Genomic DNA, 14,200 nt, shown 5'->3' with positions numbered 1-14,200 from the left:
CTAGTCCGAGTCGGGGGCGTTCTCAATTGACATTGGTCAACGTGCCCCAATCATCTGAGGTTGATGCGCAGCACCGCCGCGCTGGCAAAAGGCAGAAGGGCGACCGTGGCGGCGGTGATCCCGGCCAGCATCAGCAGCGGGGTCTGGACCTCCATCGCGGTGGCACCACGGCGCGCGACCTCGGCCCCGAAGATCAGCGTTGGTACGTATAGCGGCAGCACCAGCAGCGACAGCAGCAGGCCGCCGCGCTTGAGCCCCACGGTCAGGGCTGCGCCGAAAGTGCCGATCACGCTGAGCGCGGGCGTGCCGATCAGCAGCGAGACGACCAGCCAGCCAAAACCGGGGCCGGGCAGGTTCAGCAGCACACCCAGCACCGGCGCGGCCAGCACCAGCGGCAGGCCGGTGGTGATCCAATGCGCCAGCGCCTTGATCGTGACCACCGATTCTAGCGGCAGCGGCGCGGTGGCCAGCAGATCGAGCGACCCATCCTCCCAATCCAGTGCCAGCAGGCGATCCAGCGACAGCAGGCAGGCCAGCAATGCGCCCAGCCACAGCACCCCCGGCGCGATGGTCGCCAACAGCGAGGATTGCGGACCCACCGAAAACGGCACCAGAACGGTGACGATCAGGAAGAAGGCCAGCCCGAGGCCGAACCCTCCGCCCGCGCGGAAGGACAGTTTCAGGTCACGCAACAGCAGGGCGATCACAGGAAGCCTCCGTCGAAGTCATCCAGCGCCTTGGGGCGCGCCTTGTTGGGGCCGACATCCAGGACCTCACCATCGAGACCCAGGTCGATATGGGTGGCAATCAGGGCCGAGCCGCCCTGCCCCAGATGCGCCCGCACTGCATCGGCGAACATTGCCACGGCGGTCTTGTCCAGTGACACGGTGGGTTCGTCCAGCATCCAGATCGGTCGGCCGGTCACCAGCATTCGGGCCAGACCCAGGCGGCGTTTCTGGCCGGCCGACAGGTTGCCTGCGTGACGATCGGCCAGTTCGTTCAGGGCGAAGGCCTCCAGCGCCGGCTGTATGTCACGCGTGCCAAAGACCGAGGCCCAAAAGGTCAGGTTCTCGGTCACGGTCAGGGTGGGTTTCAGCCCGTCGGAATGGGCGGCATAGGCGATCCGGTCTTCGGCCCCCTCGATCCGGCCCGAGAGCGGCGGTTGCAGACCGGCCAGCGTGCGCAGAAGGGTGGTCTTGCCGATCCCGTTCGGGCCGCGCAGGATCAGCGCCTTGCCCGGGGGCAGCGCGAAACTGAGGCCTTCGAGCACGGGCACACCCCCTCGGGCGATGGCAAGGTCGGTCACGGTCAGTGTCATGAGACCCGCTTATCCGATTGGTTGCGGGGGAAAAAGGACGGATTTGCCGCAGGGCCTTTTGGCGGGGTGGGATGTGAGGGGCCAGATGAAGCGGTCAGACCGGCAACAGGGCCAGAGCGATACGGCGCCCCTCGGACAAAAGCACGTTGTAGGTGCGGCAGGCGGCGGGCGAGTTCATGATCTCGACCCCGATGCCGGCCTCTTCGAGGGTCGACCGCAAATCAGATGGTATGTGAGAAAGATCAGCGCCGGTGCCGATGAACAGAACGTCAACCTGATTGGCCAGCCCTAGAAGGCTCTCGCTGTCCGCAAAACCGCCCCAAGGTCCGGTCCCTCCGGGGCCTGTCAGAACACTGCCTTCGTGAACCTCGCCGCCTATCCGAAAAAATCCCGGCCCATAGCCATCAATCGGAACTGCGTTGGTATATGTGATCTCGTTCAGACGCATGTGATCTTCTATCCCCAAAGCGGCAAGCCCGACAAGGCCGCAGCAGCGATGACTGCATACGCGATCACGCGGTAGACCTGTTCCCTGGCAGGCTGAAACATCCAGCCGCCCAGCCAATTTCCTGCCAGATTCGGAACGGCAAGCGCCAGCCCTAGCCCAACCGTGGACCAGGCCAATTGCCCGAACGCAGCGAGATATCCGAAGATCAGAAAATCAAAGGCCAGAAGGAACAGCAGGATGGTGGCCCGAACAACTGCCACAGGCAACGGGCGAGACATGTAGAACAGGATTACCGCCGGACCCGGAATGCCTGCAACGCCCCCCAAAAAGCCGGCCGCAGCGCCGATGGCAGTTACCATGTTGCGCCGGACTGCGCCGTTGTACCGCAGCCCCGAAACCAGCACGACCAGCATGAACAGGGTCACGAGGCTGACGGCGTAGCGAAAAACCTCAGGCTGGACTCGGGTCAATATCGACAGTCCGACCGGCAGCAAAAGTGCACACCCGACGACAAGTCGCACGAGATCGCGTTTGTCGACATCAACCCAGGCGCGGCGCAGATTGGGAAGTGGCCCGAAGACATCCATGCAGGTCAACGCGATCAAAGCCCCGAACGGACCAAGATAAGGCGTCGACAGCGGCAGAAAGATCAGCGCGGTGCCGAACCCGGAAAACCCTCGAACGATTCCACCCGCGAGGGCTGCAAAAATGATGACAGCCAATCCCGTTGGGGATTGGCCGAACACATCAGGCATCAATATTGGCAAACTGGTTGCCGGCCGTGTTCGATGGCTTGGACCAATCGCGTTTGACCCCCAGCCACAGCAGGATGGTCGAGGCCACGAAAACCGACGAATAGGTCCCTACGATCACGCCCCAGATCATCGCGAAGACGAACCCGCGGATCACGTCACCGCCGAGCACATACAGCGAGACAAGCGCCAGCAACGTGGTGACCGAGGTCATGACGGTTCGGCTGAGCGTTTCATTGATCGAGAGGTTCAGCACCTCTTTCAGGTCCTTCTTCTTGTATTTACGCAGGTTCTCACGCACCCGGTCGAATACGACCACGGTATCGTTCAGCGAGTAACCGACGATTGTCAGAAGCGCGGCGATAATCGCGAGGTCGAAGCGGATCTGCAGCTCGGAAAAAATACCGATCGTCAGCAACACGTCATGCACCAGCGCGGCGACCGCCCCCAACGCGAACTGCCATTCGAACCGCAGCCAGATGTAGACCAGCACCGCTCCGATCGCCAGAACCACAGCAATCACGGCTGTTTGGATCAGCTCGCCCGATACTTTCGGGCCCACGGATTCCACCGAAACGAACTGGATATCTGGGATTACAGCCTGCAAGGCGCCTTCGACTGCCGCGATGGTTTCGGCCGTGACAGATTCGGCACCGTCCTGCGCTTGAATGCGGATCATTGCCACGTTCTCATCAGGCCCGAATGTCGGGTCGAAGATTTCGGTGATGGTGACATCCCCGAGGCCCAGCGGCGCAATGGCGTCGCGGTAAACACCGACATCCAATTCCTGCGTGCTCTGGGTCCGGATCGTGGTACCGCCCCGGAAGTCGATCCCGAAGTTCAAACCTTGGAGCATGAACGAAGCGAATGCGATGACCATCATCAGGCCCGAAATGCCCAGCCAGACCTTCCAGCGGCTGAAGAAATCGAACGAGGTGTTTTCGGGTACAAGTTTCAGTCTCATGTCAAACCTCGATCGTTTTCGGGCGGCGCCGTTCGAACCACATGATGATCATCAGTCGCGTCACGAAGATCGCGGTGAAGACCGACGTCAAAATGCCCAGGCCAAGCGTGATGGCAAAGCCGCGAACCGGGCCACTGCCGATGGCGAACAGGATAACGGCGGTGATGAAAGTCGTGATGTTGGCATCCAGAATGGCCGACAGGGCCTTTTCATAGCCCAGGTCGATTGCCCGAGCAGGACCTTTGGCCGATTTCAGCTCTTCTCGAATACGTTCGAAGATCAGCACATTGGCATCCACCGCCATACCGACCGTCAACACGATCCCGGCAATGCCCGGCAACGTCAGTGTCGCGCCAATCAGTGACAACAGCCCAAAGATCAGCCCGACGTTAATCAGCAAAGCGATGTTGGCGAAGATGCCGAAAAGACCATAGCTGAGCGCCATGAAGATCAAGACCGCTGCAAAAGCGACTGTGGTGGCGACCTTACCCGCGTCGATGCTGTCCTGGCCCAGTTCGGGGCCGATCGTACGTTCTTCGAGGAACTCAAGTCCCGCCGGCAGCGCGCCTGCACGCAGCAGAACAGCAAGGTTCGTGCTTTCTTCGACGGTGAAGTTGCCGGTGATGATGCCGGAACCGCCGGGGATATGGCTTTGGATCACCGGAGCCGAGATCACCTCGTCATCCAGCACGATCGCAAACGGAGCACCGATATTGTCACGGGTGTAATCGCCGAATTTGCGGGCGCCGGATGTGTTGAACCGGAAGCTGACCGCCGGGCGTCCGTTCTGATCGAATGAAGGCTGTGCGTCGACCAATTCCTCGCCCGTCACGACGGGTGCGGATTCGATGGTGTAGTACACGCCGTTTTCGTCGATCGACGGCACGACCTCTTCACCGACGCCGGGCACGACGTCCGGATCGGTGCCGCGGGCCACGACCGGATTGAAGGTCAGTTGTGCCGTGGTACCGATGATGTCCTTCAACTCGCTGGCACTGCCGATCCCGGGCACCTGAATCAGGATCCTGTCGGTGCCCTGACGCTGGATGGTCGGCTCACGAGTGCCAACCTCGTCGATCCGGCGGCGCACGATTTCCAGAGCCTGACGCACCGTTCGATCATCCGAGGAAAGTTTCTCCGCCTCGGACAGTTTTACGATCAGGGTGTCGCCGTCGGCGCTGACTTCGATGTCCGTGGCACCGACGCCGGTCAGCGTCTGCACCTGACGGGCCAGCCCGCGCACCGCTTCCAGAGCGCTTGGCATCCCGTCCGGCTGGCTGATGCGAACGCGAATCTCGTCCGGGGCCGAGGGTTGACGGCGGATGGTTCCGACCGTCGCCCGTTCGTCCCGCAGGGCATCACGAACTTCTGGCCACATGGCCTCCATCCGGGTCTCGTAGACATCGCCAACCTGAACTTCGGCCAACAGATGCGCCCCACCGCGAAGATCAAGCCCCAGGTTGACCAATGACGACGGCAGCCAATCGGGCCATTGCCCCGCTTGCGCCTGCATCTCGGGCGTGTCGATGCCCAGTTCGATGGCGGCCTTGGCGTCGTTCGATTGTTCGACCCGCGTGTAAAACGCGTTCGGCAGGGCCATCAGCAGGCCAACCACGCAGACCAGCCAGATCAGGACCCGTTTCCAGGTATCAATTTGCAGCATTACCCTGCCTTTTCAGGAAGTTGCGACGCGAAATTACTTCGCCGGTTCGGTCTTGTTCAGCACCTGAGCGATGGTCGACTTGACCACACGAACCCGGACGCCGTCCGCGATCTCGACCTCGATCTCGTTTTCGCCTTCCTTGACCTTCGACACTTTGCCGATGAGGCCACCCTGAGTGACGACCTGATCGCCGCGGCGCACTGCTTCGACCATGGCCTGATGTTCCTTCATCTTCTTCTGCTGCGGACGGATCAGCAGGAAGTACATGATCGCGAAGATCAGGATGAGCGGGAGAAACTGGGCGATTGCGCCACCTTCCATGGGACATTCCTTTTTTCTTGAGGTCGCGGAGTGAGCACCGCGAATTTGCCGGGAAACTATGCCTTGAAATCAACCTTTGCAAGCGATGGCCGACTTGGCATGCCGTGCAACAGTGTCACGATCCCCGAAGATGATGAATTACACCGCAGATATCCACTAGGATGGTGCGGGGCTTTGGGTATAGTCAAAGTCAGGGAGGACCCATGCGGAGTTTCGTCAAGACCCCATTTCCATTGGGTGTTTTGCTGTCCATGCTGTTTGCGGCTTGGGCCTTTTCGGTGCCTGTCATGGCGCAGGATGCCCCGCAGGACGGACCCGAAGCCGACAGCGCCGCCGCCGAGACCTTCATGGCTCCGGTCATCGTTGACGGCGACACCTTGTTCCACATTCGAGGCTCCAGCGCCCTGCCCGCGCCGGAAAGGGCCGAGAACATTCAGGACGCGATCATCAAGGTCGCCGAATCCTCTGATGCCACGGATGTCGACATCACCTACCAGGACACCGAGATAGGCACCCGCATTCTGGCGGACGGGCAGATGGTCACCATCGTTACCGAGGCCGATGCCGAGCTGGAGCAGATGGAACTGAGCGTCCTGACGGTCTTGCATGGCGACGCCATCCGTGACGCGATCATGGCTTACCGGGCAAACCGCACGGACGAGGCACGTGTGTCCGGTGCGATCGAAGCGGCGGCGTGGACGTTGGGGTTCATCGTCTTCGTCCTGGTGATCCTGTGGCTGCACAGGCGCATTCGGCGACGCACGCTGATCTTTGTCCGGCGATACCTTAGGGACGTGGAGGAAGCCACCGCGAAAAGTGTACAGGCCGAGGCGATTGCCGCACTGATCCGATACGGACTGAACTTTGGCCTGCTGATCATCTTCTTTCTGGGTTTCTATTACTATCTGTCGTTCGTCCTGCTGGCATTTGCCGAGTCGCGGTACTTTGCGCAGCTGCTACTGACCTACCTGACCGAACCGGTTCTGCTGATCTTCCGGGGTATCCTCAGCTACATCCCGAACATGATCATGCTGGCATTGATCGCCTGGGTGACGATGTACATCATCAAAGGCATGCGGGTGTTCTTCGACGCGGTCGAGGCCGGCACTTTCGACATGGGCGATTTCGAGAAACACTGGGTCAATCCCACGTTCAATATCGCGCGTGTCGTGGTGATCCTGATCGCCCTTGTCTTTGCGGTTCCCTACATTCCGGGCTCGGATTCGGCGGCCTTTCAGGGTCTGACCATCCTGGTTGGCGCAATGCTCTCTCTTGGCGCGAACTCGGTTGTCAGCAACATGCTGGCTGGACTGTTCGTAATCTATCGCCGGTCGACCTCGATCGGTGACCGCATCCAAATCGGTGAACACATCGGTGATGTGGTGCAGATCAAACTTATGGAAACCCACCTGAAGTCCATCAAGAACGAGCTGATCTCGATCCCCAACGCCCAATTGATGAACTCGGACGTGGTCAATTTTTCCAAGCAGACCGACGGCAAGGGACTGCTTTTGCACACGACCGTTGGGATCGGCTATGAAGAGCCCCCCGAAAAGGTCGAGGCCATGCTGATCGAGGCAGCCCGTCGCACCGATGGGCTTCGCGCCCGCCCCGAGCCCTTTGTCCTGTGGACCGCGCTGGCCGATTACGCGATCAATTACCAGATCAACGCCTACACGACCCGTGGCAACTCGATCCCGCGGATCAAGTCCGACCTGCACCGCAACATCGTTGAAGTGTTCAACGAGAACGGTGTTCAGATCATGACGCCGTCCTACGTTGCCGACCCTCCCGAGCCGAAGATCCCGACCCATCCATGGGACGGTCGACTGGCACATGACACGGTTGAAGACACGGACAACTAGGCCGTTTTTCCAACCCGGTGCTACACCCTGCCCGTCAGATGGTGCATAAGCGGCCCTAGTGATTCATTTGCCAAGGATCTGACCTATGCACGACATCCGCGCAATTCGCGAAAACCCAGCAGCTTTCGACGCCGCGCTCGCGCGCCGGGGGGAAGCTCCGGTATCGTCAGACCTGCTGCGCCTGGATGAAAGCCGCCGGGCAAAGATCCTGGCAGCCGAAACGGCCCAGGCCGAACAGAACAAGGCCAGCAAGGAAGTCGGCGCAGCCAAGGCGCGCGGCGACGAAGCCGAGTTCGAGCGTCTTCGGGCACTTGTGGCCGAGAAAAAGGCCGAAATCGCCCGTATGCAGACCGAGGCCAAGGATATCGACGCCCTTCTGACTGACCAGTTGGTTCGCATCCCGAACCTGCCGGCCGAGGACGTACCCGACGGCAAAGACGAGAATGACAATGTCGAAGTTAAACGCTGGGGCACGCCGCGGGACTATGACTTTGAACCGAAAGAACACTTCGAGATCGCCTCGGTTCAGAACGGCATGGATTTCGAAACCGCGGCCAAACTGGCAGGATCTCGTTTCGTGCTGCTGTCGGGCGGTGTGGCGCGCATTCACCGGGCGCTCGCGCAGTTCATGCTGGATACGCATACCAACGAGAACGGTCTGACCGAAGTGAACGGCCCGGTTCTGGTGCTCTCCGAGATGATGCAGGGCACCGGCCAGCTGCCGAAGTTCGGCGAAGACAGCTACCAAACCCGCGAGGGGTGGTGGCTGATCCCGACCTCCGAGGTGTCGCTGACCAACATCGTCAACAATTGCGTCATCGAGGAAAGCTATCTGCCGCGCCGCTACACGGCACATTCGCTGTGCTTCCGCTCCGAGGCGGGCTCGGCCGGCAAGGACACGCGCGGCATGCTGCGCCAGCACCAGTTCGAAAAGGTCGAAATGGTTTCGGTCACGCATCCCGACAAATCGGACGACGAACAGCAGCGCATGCTGCGCTGTGCCGAAGGCATCCTGGAAAAGCTGGGCATTCCTTATCGTACCGTCGTCTTGTGCACCGGCGACATGGGGTTTGGCGCGCGCCGGACCTTCGACATCGAGGCCTGGCTGCCCGGCCAGAACACCTATCGCGAGATCAGCTCGGTTTCGACCTGCGGAGATTTCCAGGCCCGTCGCATGAATGCGCGCTTCCGGCCTGAAGGTGGGGGCAAACCTGAATTCGTGCACACGCTGAACGGATCGGGCCTGGCTGTGGGTCGCTGTTTGATTGCGGTTCTGGAAAACGGCCAGAACGCCGATGGCACCGTGACCTTGCCCGAGGTTCTTTCGCCGTATCTTGGCGGCAAGCTGACCCTGCAGGCTGACGGCACGCTGGCGTAACCTTTGGCGGTCACCCCAGCCGCGACCGCATTGCTTCAGATCAAGGCAAGGAAGTGACTAATTCTTTGCCTTTTTCTTGGCCTTCTTGTCCTTTTTGTCTTTCTTGGACTTACCGTCGGCCTTCTCTTTTGCCTTCTTGGACTTCTTGTCTTTTTTCGACTTGGCCTTGGATTTTATCTTTTCCTTCGCCTTCGAGATCGCCGCTTCCATCTCTTTCTTTTTCTTTGCTGCCTTTTCGGCCTTGGCTTTGGCCTTGGCCTTCTTCCGGGCCTTGGCCTCTGCTTCGGCTTTCTCGGCTGCCACCTTGGCCTCTGCGTCGGCCTTGCGCGCAGCAGCTGAGGTCCGAGATTGCGCCGTCTGGCGCGTTGGGGCCTTCGGTGGTCGGGTCTTAGCCACGGGTGCAGCGCCGGAGGTGGCCTGTTTGGCGGCGGCGATCAATCCGGGCGCCCGGCGCGCTCCGATACCGGGAACGGCGACCAGCACAGCCGGCTTGGCCCTAGCCAGGTCCTCGGCCGTCTTGAAGCCATTGTCGTTGAGAGCGCGGCCAAGTGCTTCTCCGATGCCGCGAATCTTGGTCACCGCTGTCATTCCAAAACTCCTAAACGATCCAACTTAAAAACTACGTCCGGTAGGCGGCAAGACAAGGCCTCGGTCTGCACAACCTTTGGAGAACCGCCTTTAACTGCCCCGTGCCAGCTCACCGGTTTCACCCTGTCGCGGAAAGGGAACCAGCCGCTTGGCATCTTCATCCCACAGCTTCAGGTTCAGCGCGGCCACCGCCTCGGGAAATTTGATCCGGCGGGGTGTGTATTCGGGTGGCAAGTTGTAGTGACAGGCGCGCAGCCGGTAGGACGGAATGCGCGCATTGAAATGGTGGATGTCATGCAGCGTGATGCAGGCGACCGCATTGTCGAACCACCATCCGAAATCCAGCGCTGACGAACCCTGAAGCGCCGCCAGTTGCGGGTCCAGATCCGGGCGGCGATCCCAGTAGGTGTCCTCGAAGTTGTGCTGAAGATACACCAGAAACACACCCAGCATTCCGCCGAGAAACGAAAAGGCCAGCCAGACGAGTATGCCTGTCATGCCAGCAATCCAATACAACAAACCTAGGAAAACCACGATGGACAGGTTGTGCAGCACGACCCCGCGGACACCGAACCGCACCGTGTTTTTGGGCCAGCGATAGCGGATGAAATACGTGAACAGGGCCCCGACCGGCACCAAGATGAAGGGATTGCGGTAAAGCCTGTAGAACAGACGGGTTTTCCAATCCGCTTCATTCCATTCCCGCAAGGTCATCGTGTTGATTTCACCGGTCTCCCGATGTTCGAGATTGCCGATGCCTGCGTGATGCAGATTGTGGTTCTGTTTCATCACTTCGAACGGAGCGAAGGTGAACGGCGACAGCACGTGGCCAGCCCATTCATTCTGCCGTCGGGTTTCGAACAGCGAATGATGACCGCAATCATGCTGAAGAACATAGAGACGCACTGCCGAAAAGGCGAACACGATCCCGGCCGGGATCATGATGAACCACTGATCCACATAGACGATCGCCAGCGTCAGCGATGCGAAATACACCACGAACGTCCCGAAATAGCTGAGCGCGGCCAGCCGGTTGTCCTGCACCGCGTACTGTCTCGTATATTCTCTCAGGTCCATCCAGCCCGCTCCCCACGATGGTCCGGTTCAATAGTCCTTGCGAAATTTTGCACGTCACAGGCACGCGCAAACCGCGCGCGAAATGAATGCACGCATGCGAATGCTAGCGCGATGCTTGGGGGCTGTCACGCCCCAAGCCCGAAAATGCTGAAAATTGGCGCAGTTACGCCTTGCCCTTGAGATGTTTGGCCAGCGCACCCGCATTTTTCTTGCGGCGCCCCTTGTAGGGGTTCTTGTCCCCCTGGCCGCGCAGCGTCAGCCGGATCGGGGTTCCGGGCATGTCGAAATCCTCGCGCAGACCGTTGACCAGATACCGCGAGTAGCTTTCCGGCATCTTGTCCGGGTGCGAGCACATGACGACAAAACCCGGCGGGCGCGTCTTTGCCTGAGTCATATAGCGCAGCTTGATCCTGCGCCCCTGGGGGGCTGGCGGTGGGTGCTGCTCCAACATGGCGGTCAGCCAGCGGTTCAAGGCCGCGGTGGGAACCCGACGGTTCCACACATCGTGGGCGCGCAGGATCGCATCACGCAGCCGCTCCAACCCCCTGCCCGTCTTGGCCGACACGGTCACAAGAGGCGCGCCGCGCAGTTGGGGAAGCAGGCGTTCGAACGAGGTTTTGAGCTCGCGCAACTTCTCCTGCTTGTTATCCTCGACATCCCACTTGTTCACCGCGATCACCACGGCACGTCCTTCACGCTCGGCCAGATCGGCAATGCGCAGGTCCTGCTGCTCGAACGGGATCGCCGCATCCAGCAGGACAACCACGACTTCGGCGAACTTGACGGCGCGCAGGCCGTCCGACACCGAGAGTTTCTCGAGCTTTTCCTGTACCTTGGCCTTTTTGCGCATACCGGCGGTGTCAAAGATGCGCATGGGGGTGCCACCCCAGTCCAACTTCAGACTGATGGCGTCACGGGTAATGCCGGCCTCGGGACCGGTCAGAAGACGATCTTCACCCAGGATCTTGTTGATCAGCGTGGACTTGCCCGCATTCGGACGCCCGACAACGGCCACCTGCAGCGGCTTGTCCGGCGTAATTGCAGGGGCTTCGCCTTCGGTTTCCCCATCCTCGTCCAGATCGATATCCGTTTGCGGAACGTCCTCTGGCTGCTTTTCTTCCATGGCGTCAGCCAAAGGCATCAACGCCGCATAAAGGTCAGTCATGCCTTCGCCATGCTCGCCCGAAAGGCGGATCGGCTCGCCCAGACCCAGGTTGTACGCCTCGAGCACACCGGCATCCGCCGCCGCCCCCTCGGCCTTGTTGGCCGCCAGGATCACATGCTTGGACCGCTTGCGAAGAATCTCGGCAAACATCTCGTCGGTCGGGGTCAGGCCCACACGGGCGTCGATCATGAACAGGCAGACATCGGCCATGTCCACGGCACGCTCGGTCAGGCGCCGCATCCGGCCCTGCAGGCTGTCGTCGGTGGCATCCTCCAGCCCGGCCGTGTCGATCACGGTAAAGCGCAAGTCACCCAGCCGCCCTTCGCCCTCACGCAGATCGCGGGTAACGCCGGGCTGGTCGTCCACCAGCGCAAGGCGCTTGCCCACAAGGCGATTGAACAGGGTGGATTTGCCCACATTGGGGCGCCCCACGATGGCGAGGGTCAAAGACATGATACTCAACTTTCAAGACTCAGACGCGTCCTTTAACGCATCTCGTCGTCAACGGAAAGCGTGCAGTTGCCCTTTGGTCGAAACCACGTAGAGGGTCTGGTTCGCAACCACCGGTGCCGTTGTCGCCCCACCCGGAACCTCGACCTGATGCACCAGCGTGCCGTCGACAGGGTTGTAGAACCGCAGATAACCGTCGTTCGAGCCGATGACGATGCGTCCACCCGCCATGATGGGGCCGTAATGCGCAAAGATCGGTCCGCGACGGTTGGGCTTGTCCTTGACGAAGCCCGGCAGGTCGATGGCCCAGACCACAGACCCGTCTGATACGTCCAACCGCACCAACTGGCTGCGGTCGCTGATCAGGAATACGCTGTTGCCGACCGGCCAGACGGTATCGACCGCGCCTTCGAAAGCGGTCCAGATCCGTTCGCCCGAGCTGGCGTCGAAGGCGACCGTGCGTCCTGAGTGGTTGCCGATGTAGATCGAATTTCCGGATACGATCGGGCCGCCCGTCACATCCACGATCTGCGCTGCGGCCCGCCCCCTGCGGCCGCCGGCGACCGACGCGTTCCAGCGACGGATACCGCCTTTGCGGAAAGCGGCCGCCACATCACCGGACCCAAACGCAAAGACTGCAAACTCGTTCGCCAATACCGGCGCCGGAGCTCCCAGGACATTGCCGACGCTGGGCGTGCCCTCGATCTGCCAGGCAATGCGCCCGTCCTTTGCATCAACCGCCCAGCCAGTCTGATCCCCCGCCACAAGGTAAAGCAGGCCGCCAGATACCAGCGGCGCTCCGCTACCGGTCGCGTTCAGTTTCTTTTGCCAGCGAATACCGCCGGTGCGCGCATCCAGAGCGGTCAGACGGCCGAAACCGGACGAAACGTACAACGTGTTGTCTGCATAGGCGATGCCGCCCCCGGTTGCCTGCTCTTCGCCATCCGTGGCCGGGACCAGGTTTGTGCTCCAGACCAGTTGCCCCTGAGGAGAAACCGCGGAAACGGTTGCCGCCGCGTCCAAGGTGTAGATTAGGCCACCTGCGACAACCGGATCAGCAGTGATCCTTTGTTTGCGCCCGTCGCCGGCCCCGATCGAGGTTGACCAGATGCGCTGCGGCGCGGGGCTGAGCGCCGCGTTGGTGGTACGGAAAGCCGCGGTTCCCGGGCTCTGCGACCATTCGGCATTGCGCTTTGCGGCCGGCAGGCTGATCGGTTTGGCACCGGTTGTCTGAACGGTTTCCAGATCCTGGGCCGGGCGGATGTCTTCACGCTCGCCCGGCAGGATCACTTCGGGTTCCTCGCAGGCGCTCAGCGCCGTCAGCGCCAGGGCTGCGACCGGCAAACCAAATCGGGAAAATAATCTTTTTTCCATGAAACTCCGAACTCGCCTGTCTTGGTTCACTGAAATGGGCCGCGTATCAACCCTGCTGTGCGGTGATCGGTTCGGGCGTTCCGCCCAGCGCGACGATCAATTGGGTTGCACGCTGCTGGATGTCGGCACTGACCTCTGCATCCTGACGGATGGCCTGCAGACGTTCCAGCGCGGCCTGAGTGTCACCATCGGTGAGGTCGATCAGGGCCAGTTGCTCCTCTGCCAACAGACGCAGCGGCGCGCCCGGAGCGGCCAGCGACTCGAACTGTTGCCGGAGCTCGGCGGCGGGCATGGTTTCGGACTGCAACAACAGGGCCTTGAATGCAGCGATCGAGCGGTAGATTTCCGGCAGATCACCCTGAACAGCAATCGCGTTCAGCTGTTCAACGGCCTGTTCGGCCGATCCCGACTCGGACAATGCGCCCGAGAGGAGAAAGCCCAAAACAGCCTGCTCGCCGGCCGAATTGGCCGTGACCTGCGCCAACGCACCGGCACGTGCGGAAGCGTCGTTCAGCTGCATCGCGGCCAGAATATCGTCGCCCAGCTTCTGCGCCTGACTGGCGTCGCGCGCCTTGCGATATTCATTGAAAGCCGCACCGCCCACGATCAGAACAACGGCCAGAACACCGACCCAGCCCCATCGACGCAGCTGCAGGTAAAGCCGGTCGCGGCGCACCTCCTCGGTGACCTCATCAATGAAACTGTCGACGTCGCTCATTCCTGCCCCCGGGCGTTGCATTCAGCTTTCTGGCGCCATGTCATACCCCGGCGCCATCAGCAAGCCAAGTACCCGAAATGCACAATTGCTCAGCGTCAGGGCGCTCTTGCGAAAAAAAT

At 60.9% G+C, this 14,200-nt stretch carries 14 protein-coding genes; 2 read left to right on the top strand and 12 right to left on the bottom strand.

The annotated features are described in order from the left end of the window. Nucleotides 1–50: 50 nt before the first annotated feature. The 7 genes from ccmB to yajC all read right to left on the bottom strand — a co-directional run bounded on the left by ccmB (nucleotide 51) and on the right by yajC (nucleotide 5,466). Nucleotides 51–707: a heme exporter protein CcmB gene (gene ccmB, locus AC2FM5_RS06440; RefSeq protein WP_496734532.1), complete on the bottom strand. Its 657-nt coding sequence runs from the start codon at nucleotides 705–707 to the stop codon at nucleotides 51–53. Further along, on the bottom strand, nucleotides 704–1,318 hold the full coding sequence (ccmA, locus tag AC2FM5_RS06435) for a heme ABC exporter ATP-binding protein CcmA (protein WP_170358704.1): 615 nt from the start codon (nucleotides 1,316–1,318) through the stop codon (nucleotides 704–706). Before ccmA ends, ccmB begins: the two co-directional genes overlap by 4 nt. A gap of 94 nt (nucleotides 1,319–1,412) precedes the next feature. Beyond that, nucleotides 1,413–1,766 carry an Mth938-like domain-containing protein gene (locus AC2FM5_RS06430; RefSeq protein ID WP_170338015.1) on the bottom strand — a complete coding sequence of 118 codons (354 nt, stop codon included), beginning with the start codon at nucleotides 1,764–1,766 and terminating at the stop codon, nucleotides 1,413–1,415. Between the two features lie 8 nt (nucleotides 1,767–1,774). After that, complete coding sequence (locus tag AC2FM5_RS06425) at nucleotides 1,775–2,521, bottom strand: TSUP family transporter (protein ID WP_496734529.1); 747 nt, start codon at nucleotides 2,519–2,521, stop codon at nucleotides 1,775–1,777. After that, on the bottom strand, nucleotides 2,514–3,482 hold the full coding sequence (secF, locus tag AC2FM5_RS06420; protein ID WP_170358702.1) for a protein translocase subunit SecF: 969 nt from the start codon (nucleotides 3,480–3,482) through the stop codon (nucleotides 2,514–2,516). The genes AC2FM5_RS06425 and secF overlap by 8 nt, the downstream gene beginning before the upstream one ends. A gap of 1 nt (nucleotide 3,483) precedes the next feature. Continuing rightward, nucleotides 3,484–5,145 carry a protein translocase subunit SecD gene (secD, locus tag AC2FM5_RS06415; RefSeq protein WP_170438856.1) on the bottom strand — a complete coding sequence of 554 codons (1,662 nt, stop codon included), beginning with the start codon at nucleotides 5,143–5,145 and terminating at the stop codon, nucleotides 3,484–3,486. A 33-nt stretch (nucleotides 5,146–5,178) separates the two neighbouring features. Next, a complete protein-coding gene (gene yajC, locus AC2FM5_RS06410; RefSeq protein ID WP_093962445.1) occupies nucleotides 5,179–5,466 on the bottom strand; it encodes a preprotein translocase subunit YajC in 288 nt (95 codons plus the stop codon). A gap of 203 nt (nucleotides 5,467–5,669) precedes the next feature. On the opposite strand from yajC, the gene AC2FM5_RS06405 reads away from it, so the two are divergent. Both AC2FM5_RS06405 and serS read left to right on the top strand, forming a co-directional pair. Next, on the top strand, nucleotides 5,670–7,331 hold the full coding sequence (locus tag AC2FM5_RS06405; RefSeq protein ID WP_496734526.1) for a mechanosensitive ion channel family protein: 1,662 nt from the start codon (nucleotides 5,670–5,672) through the stop codon (nucleotides 7,329–7,331). A gap of 85 nt (nucleotides 7,332–7,416) precedes the next feature. Beyond that, the gene (serS, locus tag AC2FM5_RS06400) at nucleotides 7,417–8,709 is read left to right on the top strand and encodes a serine--tRNA ligase (RefSeq protein ID WP_170358697.1); all 1,293 of its coding nucleotides are present in this window, start codon (nucleotides 7,417–7,419) and stop codon (nucleotides 8,707–8,709) included. 57 nt (nucleotides 8,710–8,766) lie between these two features. Here serS and AC2FM5_RS06395 read toward each other — a convergent pair whose 3' ends face one another. The 5 genes from AC2FM5_RS06395 to AC2FM5_RS06375 form a co-directional block, all read right to left on the bottom strand. Then, nucleotides 8,767–9,297 carry a helix-hairpin-helix domain-containing protein gene (locus AC2FM5_RS06395; RefSeq protein WP_496734524.1) on the bottom strand — a complete coding sequence of 177 codons (531 nt, stop codon included), beginning with the start codon at nucleotides 9,295–9,297 and terminating at the stop codon, nucleotides 8,767–8,769. 90 nt (nucleotides 9,298–9,387) lie between these two features. Next, on the bottom strand, nucleotides 9,388–10,374 hold the full coding sequence (locus tag AC2FM5_RS06390) for a fatty acid desaturase (protein ID WP_170358693.1): 987 nt from the start codon (nucleotides 10,372–10,374) through the stop codon (nucleotides 9,388–9,390). 163 nt (nucleotides 10,375–10,537) lie between these two features. Further along, entirely contained in the window at nucleotides 10,538–11,992 is a 1,455-nt protein-coding gene (der, locus tag AC2FM5_RS06385) for a ribosome biogenesis GTPase Der (protein WP_170338000.1), read from the bottom strand. 48 nt (nucleotides 11,993–12,040) lie between these two features. Then, entirely contained in the window at nucleotides 12,041–13,363 is a 1,323-nt protein-coding gene (locus AC2FM5_RS06380) for a PQQ-like beta-propeller repeat protein (protein WP_170358689.1), read from the bottom strand. Between the two features lie 46 nt (nucleotides 13,364–13,409). Beyond that, the gene (locus tag AC2FM5_RS06375) at nucleotides 13,410–14,081 is read right to left on the bottom strand and encodes a hypothetical protein (RefSeq protein WP_496734521.1); all 672 of its coding nucleotides are present in this window, start codon (nucleotides 14,079–14,081) and stop codon (nucleotides 13,410–13,412) included. Nucleotides 14,082–14,200: the final 119 nt, after the last annotated feature.

This window comes from Ruegeria sp. BHSA162, assembly GCF_059613385.1.
Note: the sequence above shows the minus strand (reverse complement) of the source record. Positions and strands in the feature narration are given on the sequence as shown.

What these genes read in the sequence shown, in the direction of transcription:
- secF (WP_170358702.1), bottom strand. Translation starts at nt 3,482, where the DNA reads ATGAGACTGAAACTTGTACCCGAAAACACCTCGTTCGATTTCTTCAGC.
- AC2FM5_RS06390 (WP_170358693.1), bottom strand. Translation starts at nt 10,374, where the DNA reads ATGGACCTGAGAGAATATACGAGACAGTACGCGGTGCAGGACAACCGG.
- AC2FM5_RS06405 (WP_496734526.1), top strand. Translation starts at nt 5,670, where the DNA reads ATGCGGAGTTTCGTCAAGACCCCATTTCCATTGGGTGTTTTGCTGTCC.
- serS (WP_170358697.1), top strand. Translation starts at nt 7,417, where the DNA reads ATGCACGACATCCGCGCAATTCGCGAAAACCCAGCAGCTTTCGACGCC.
- AC2FM5_RS06430 (WP_170338015.1), bottom strand. Translation starts at nt 1,766, where the DNA reads ATGCGTCTGAACGAGATCACATATACCAACGCAGTTCCGATTGATGGC.
- AC2FM5_RS06375 (WP_496734521.1), bottom strand. Translation starts at nt 14,081, where the DNA reads ATGAGCGACGTCGACAGTTTCATTGATGAGGTCACCGAGGAGGTGCGC.
- der (WP_170338000.1), bottom strand. Translation starts at nt 11,992, where the DNA reads ATGTCTTTGACCCTCGCCATCGTGGGGCGCCCCAATGTGGGCAAATCC.
- secD (WP_170438856.1), bottom strand. Translation starts at nt 5,145, where the DNA reads ATGCTGCAAATTGATACCTGGAAACGGGTCCTGATCTGGCTGGTCTGC.
- AC2FM5_RS06395 (WP_496734524.1), bottom strand. Translation starts at nt 9,297, where the DNA reads ATGACAGCGGTGACCAAGATTCGCGGCATCGGAGAAGCACTTGGCCGC.
- ccmA (WP_170358704.1), bottom strand. Translation starts at nt 1,318, where the DNA reads ATGACACTGACCGTGACCGACCTTGCCATCGCCCGAGGGGGTGTGCCC.
- AC2FM5_RS06380 (WP_170358689.1), bottom strand. Translation starts at nt 13,363, where the DNA reads ATGGAAAAAAGATTATTTTCCCGATTTGGTTTGCCGGTCGCAGCCCTG.
- AC2FM5_RS06425 (WP_496734529.1), bottom strand. Translation starts at nt 2,521, where the DNA reads ATGCCTGATGTGTTCGGCCAATCCCCAACGGGATTGGCTGTCATCATT.
- yajC (WP_093962445.1), bottom strand. Translation starts at nt 5,466, where the DNA reads ATGGAAGGTGGCGCAATCGCCCAGTTTCTCCCGCTCATCCTGATCTTC.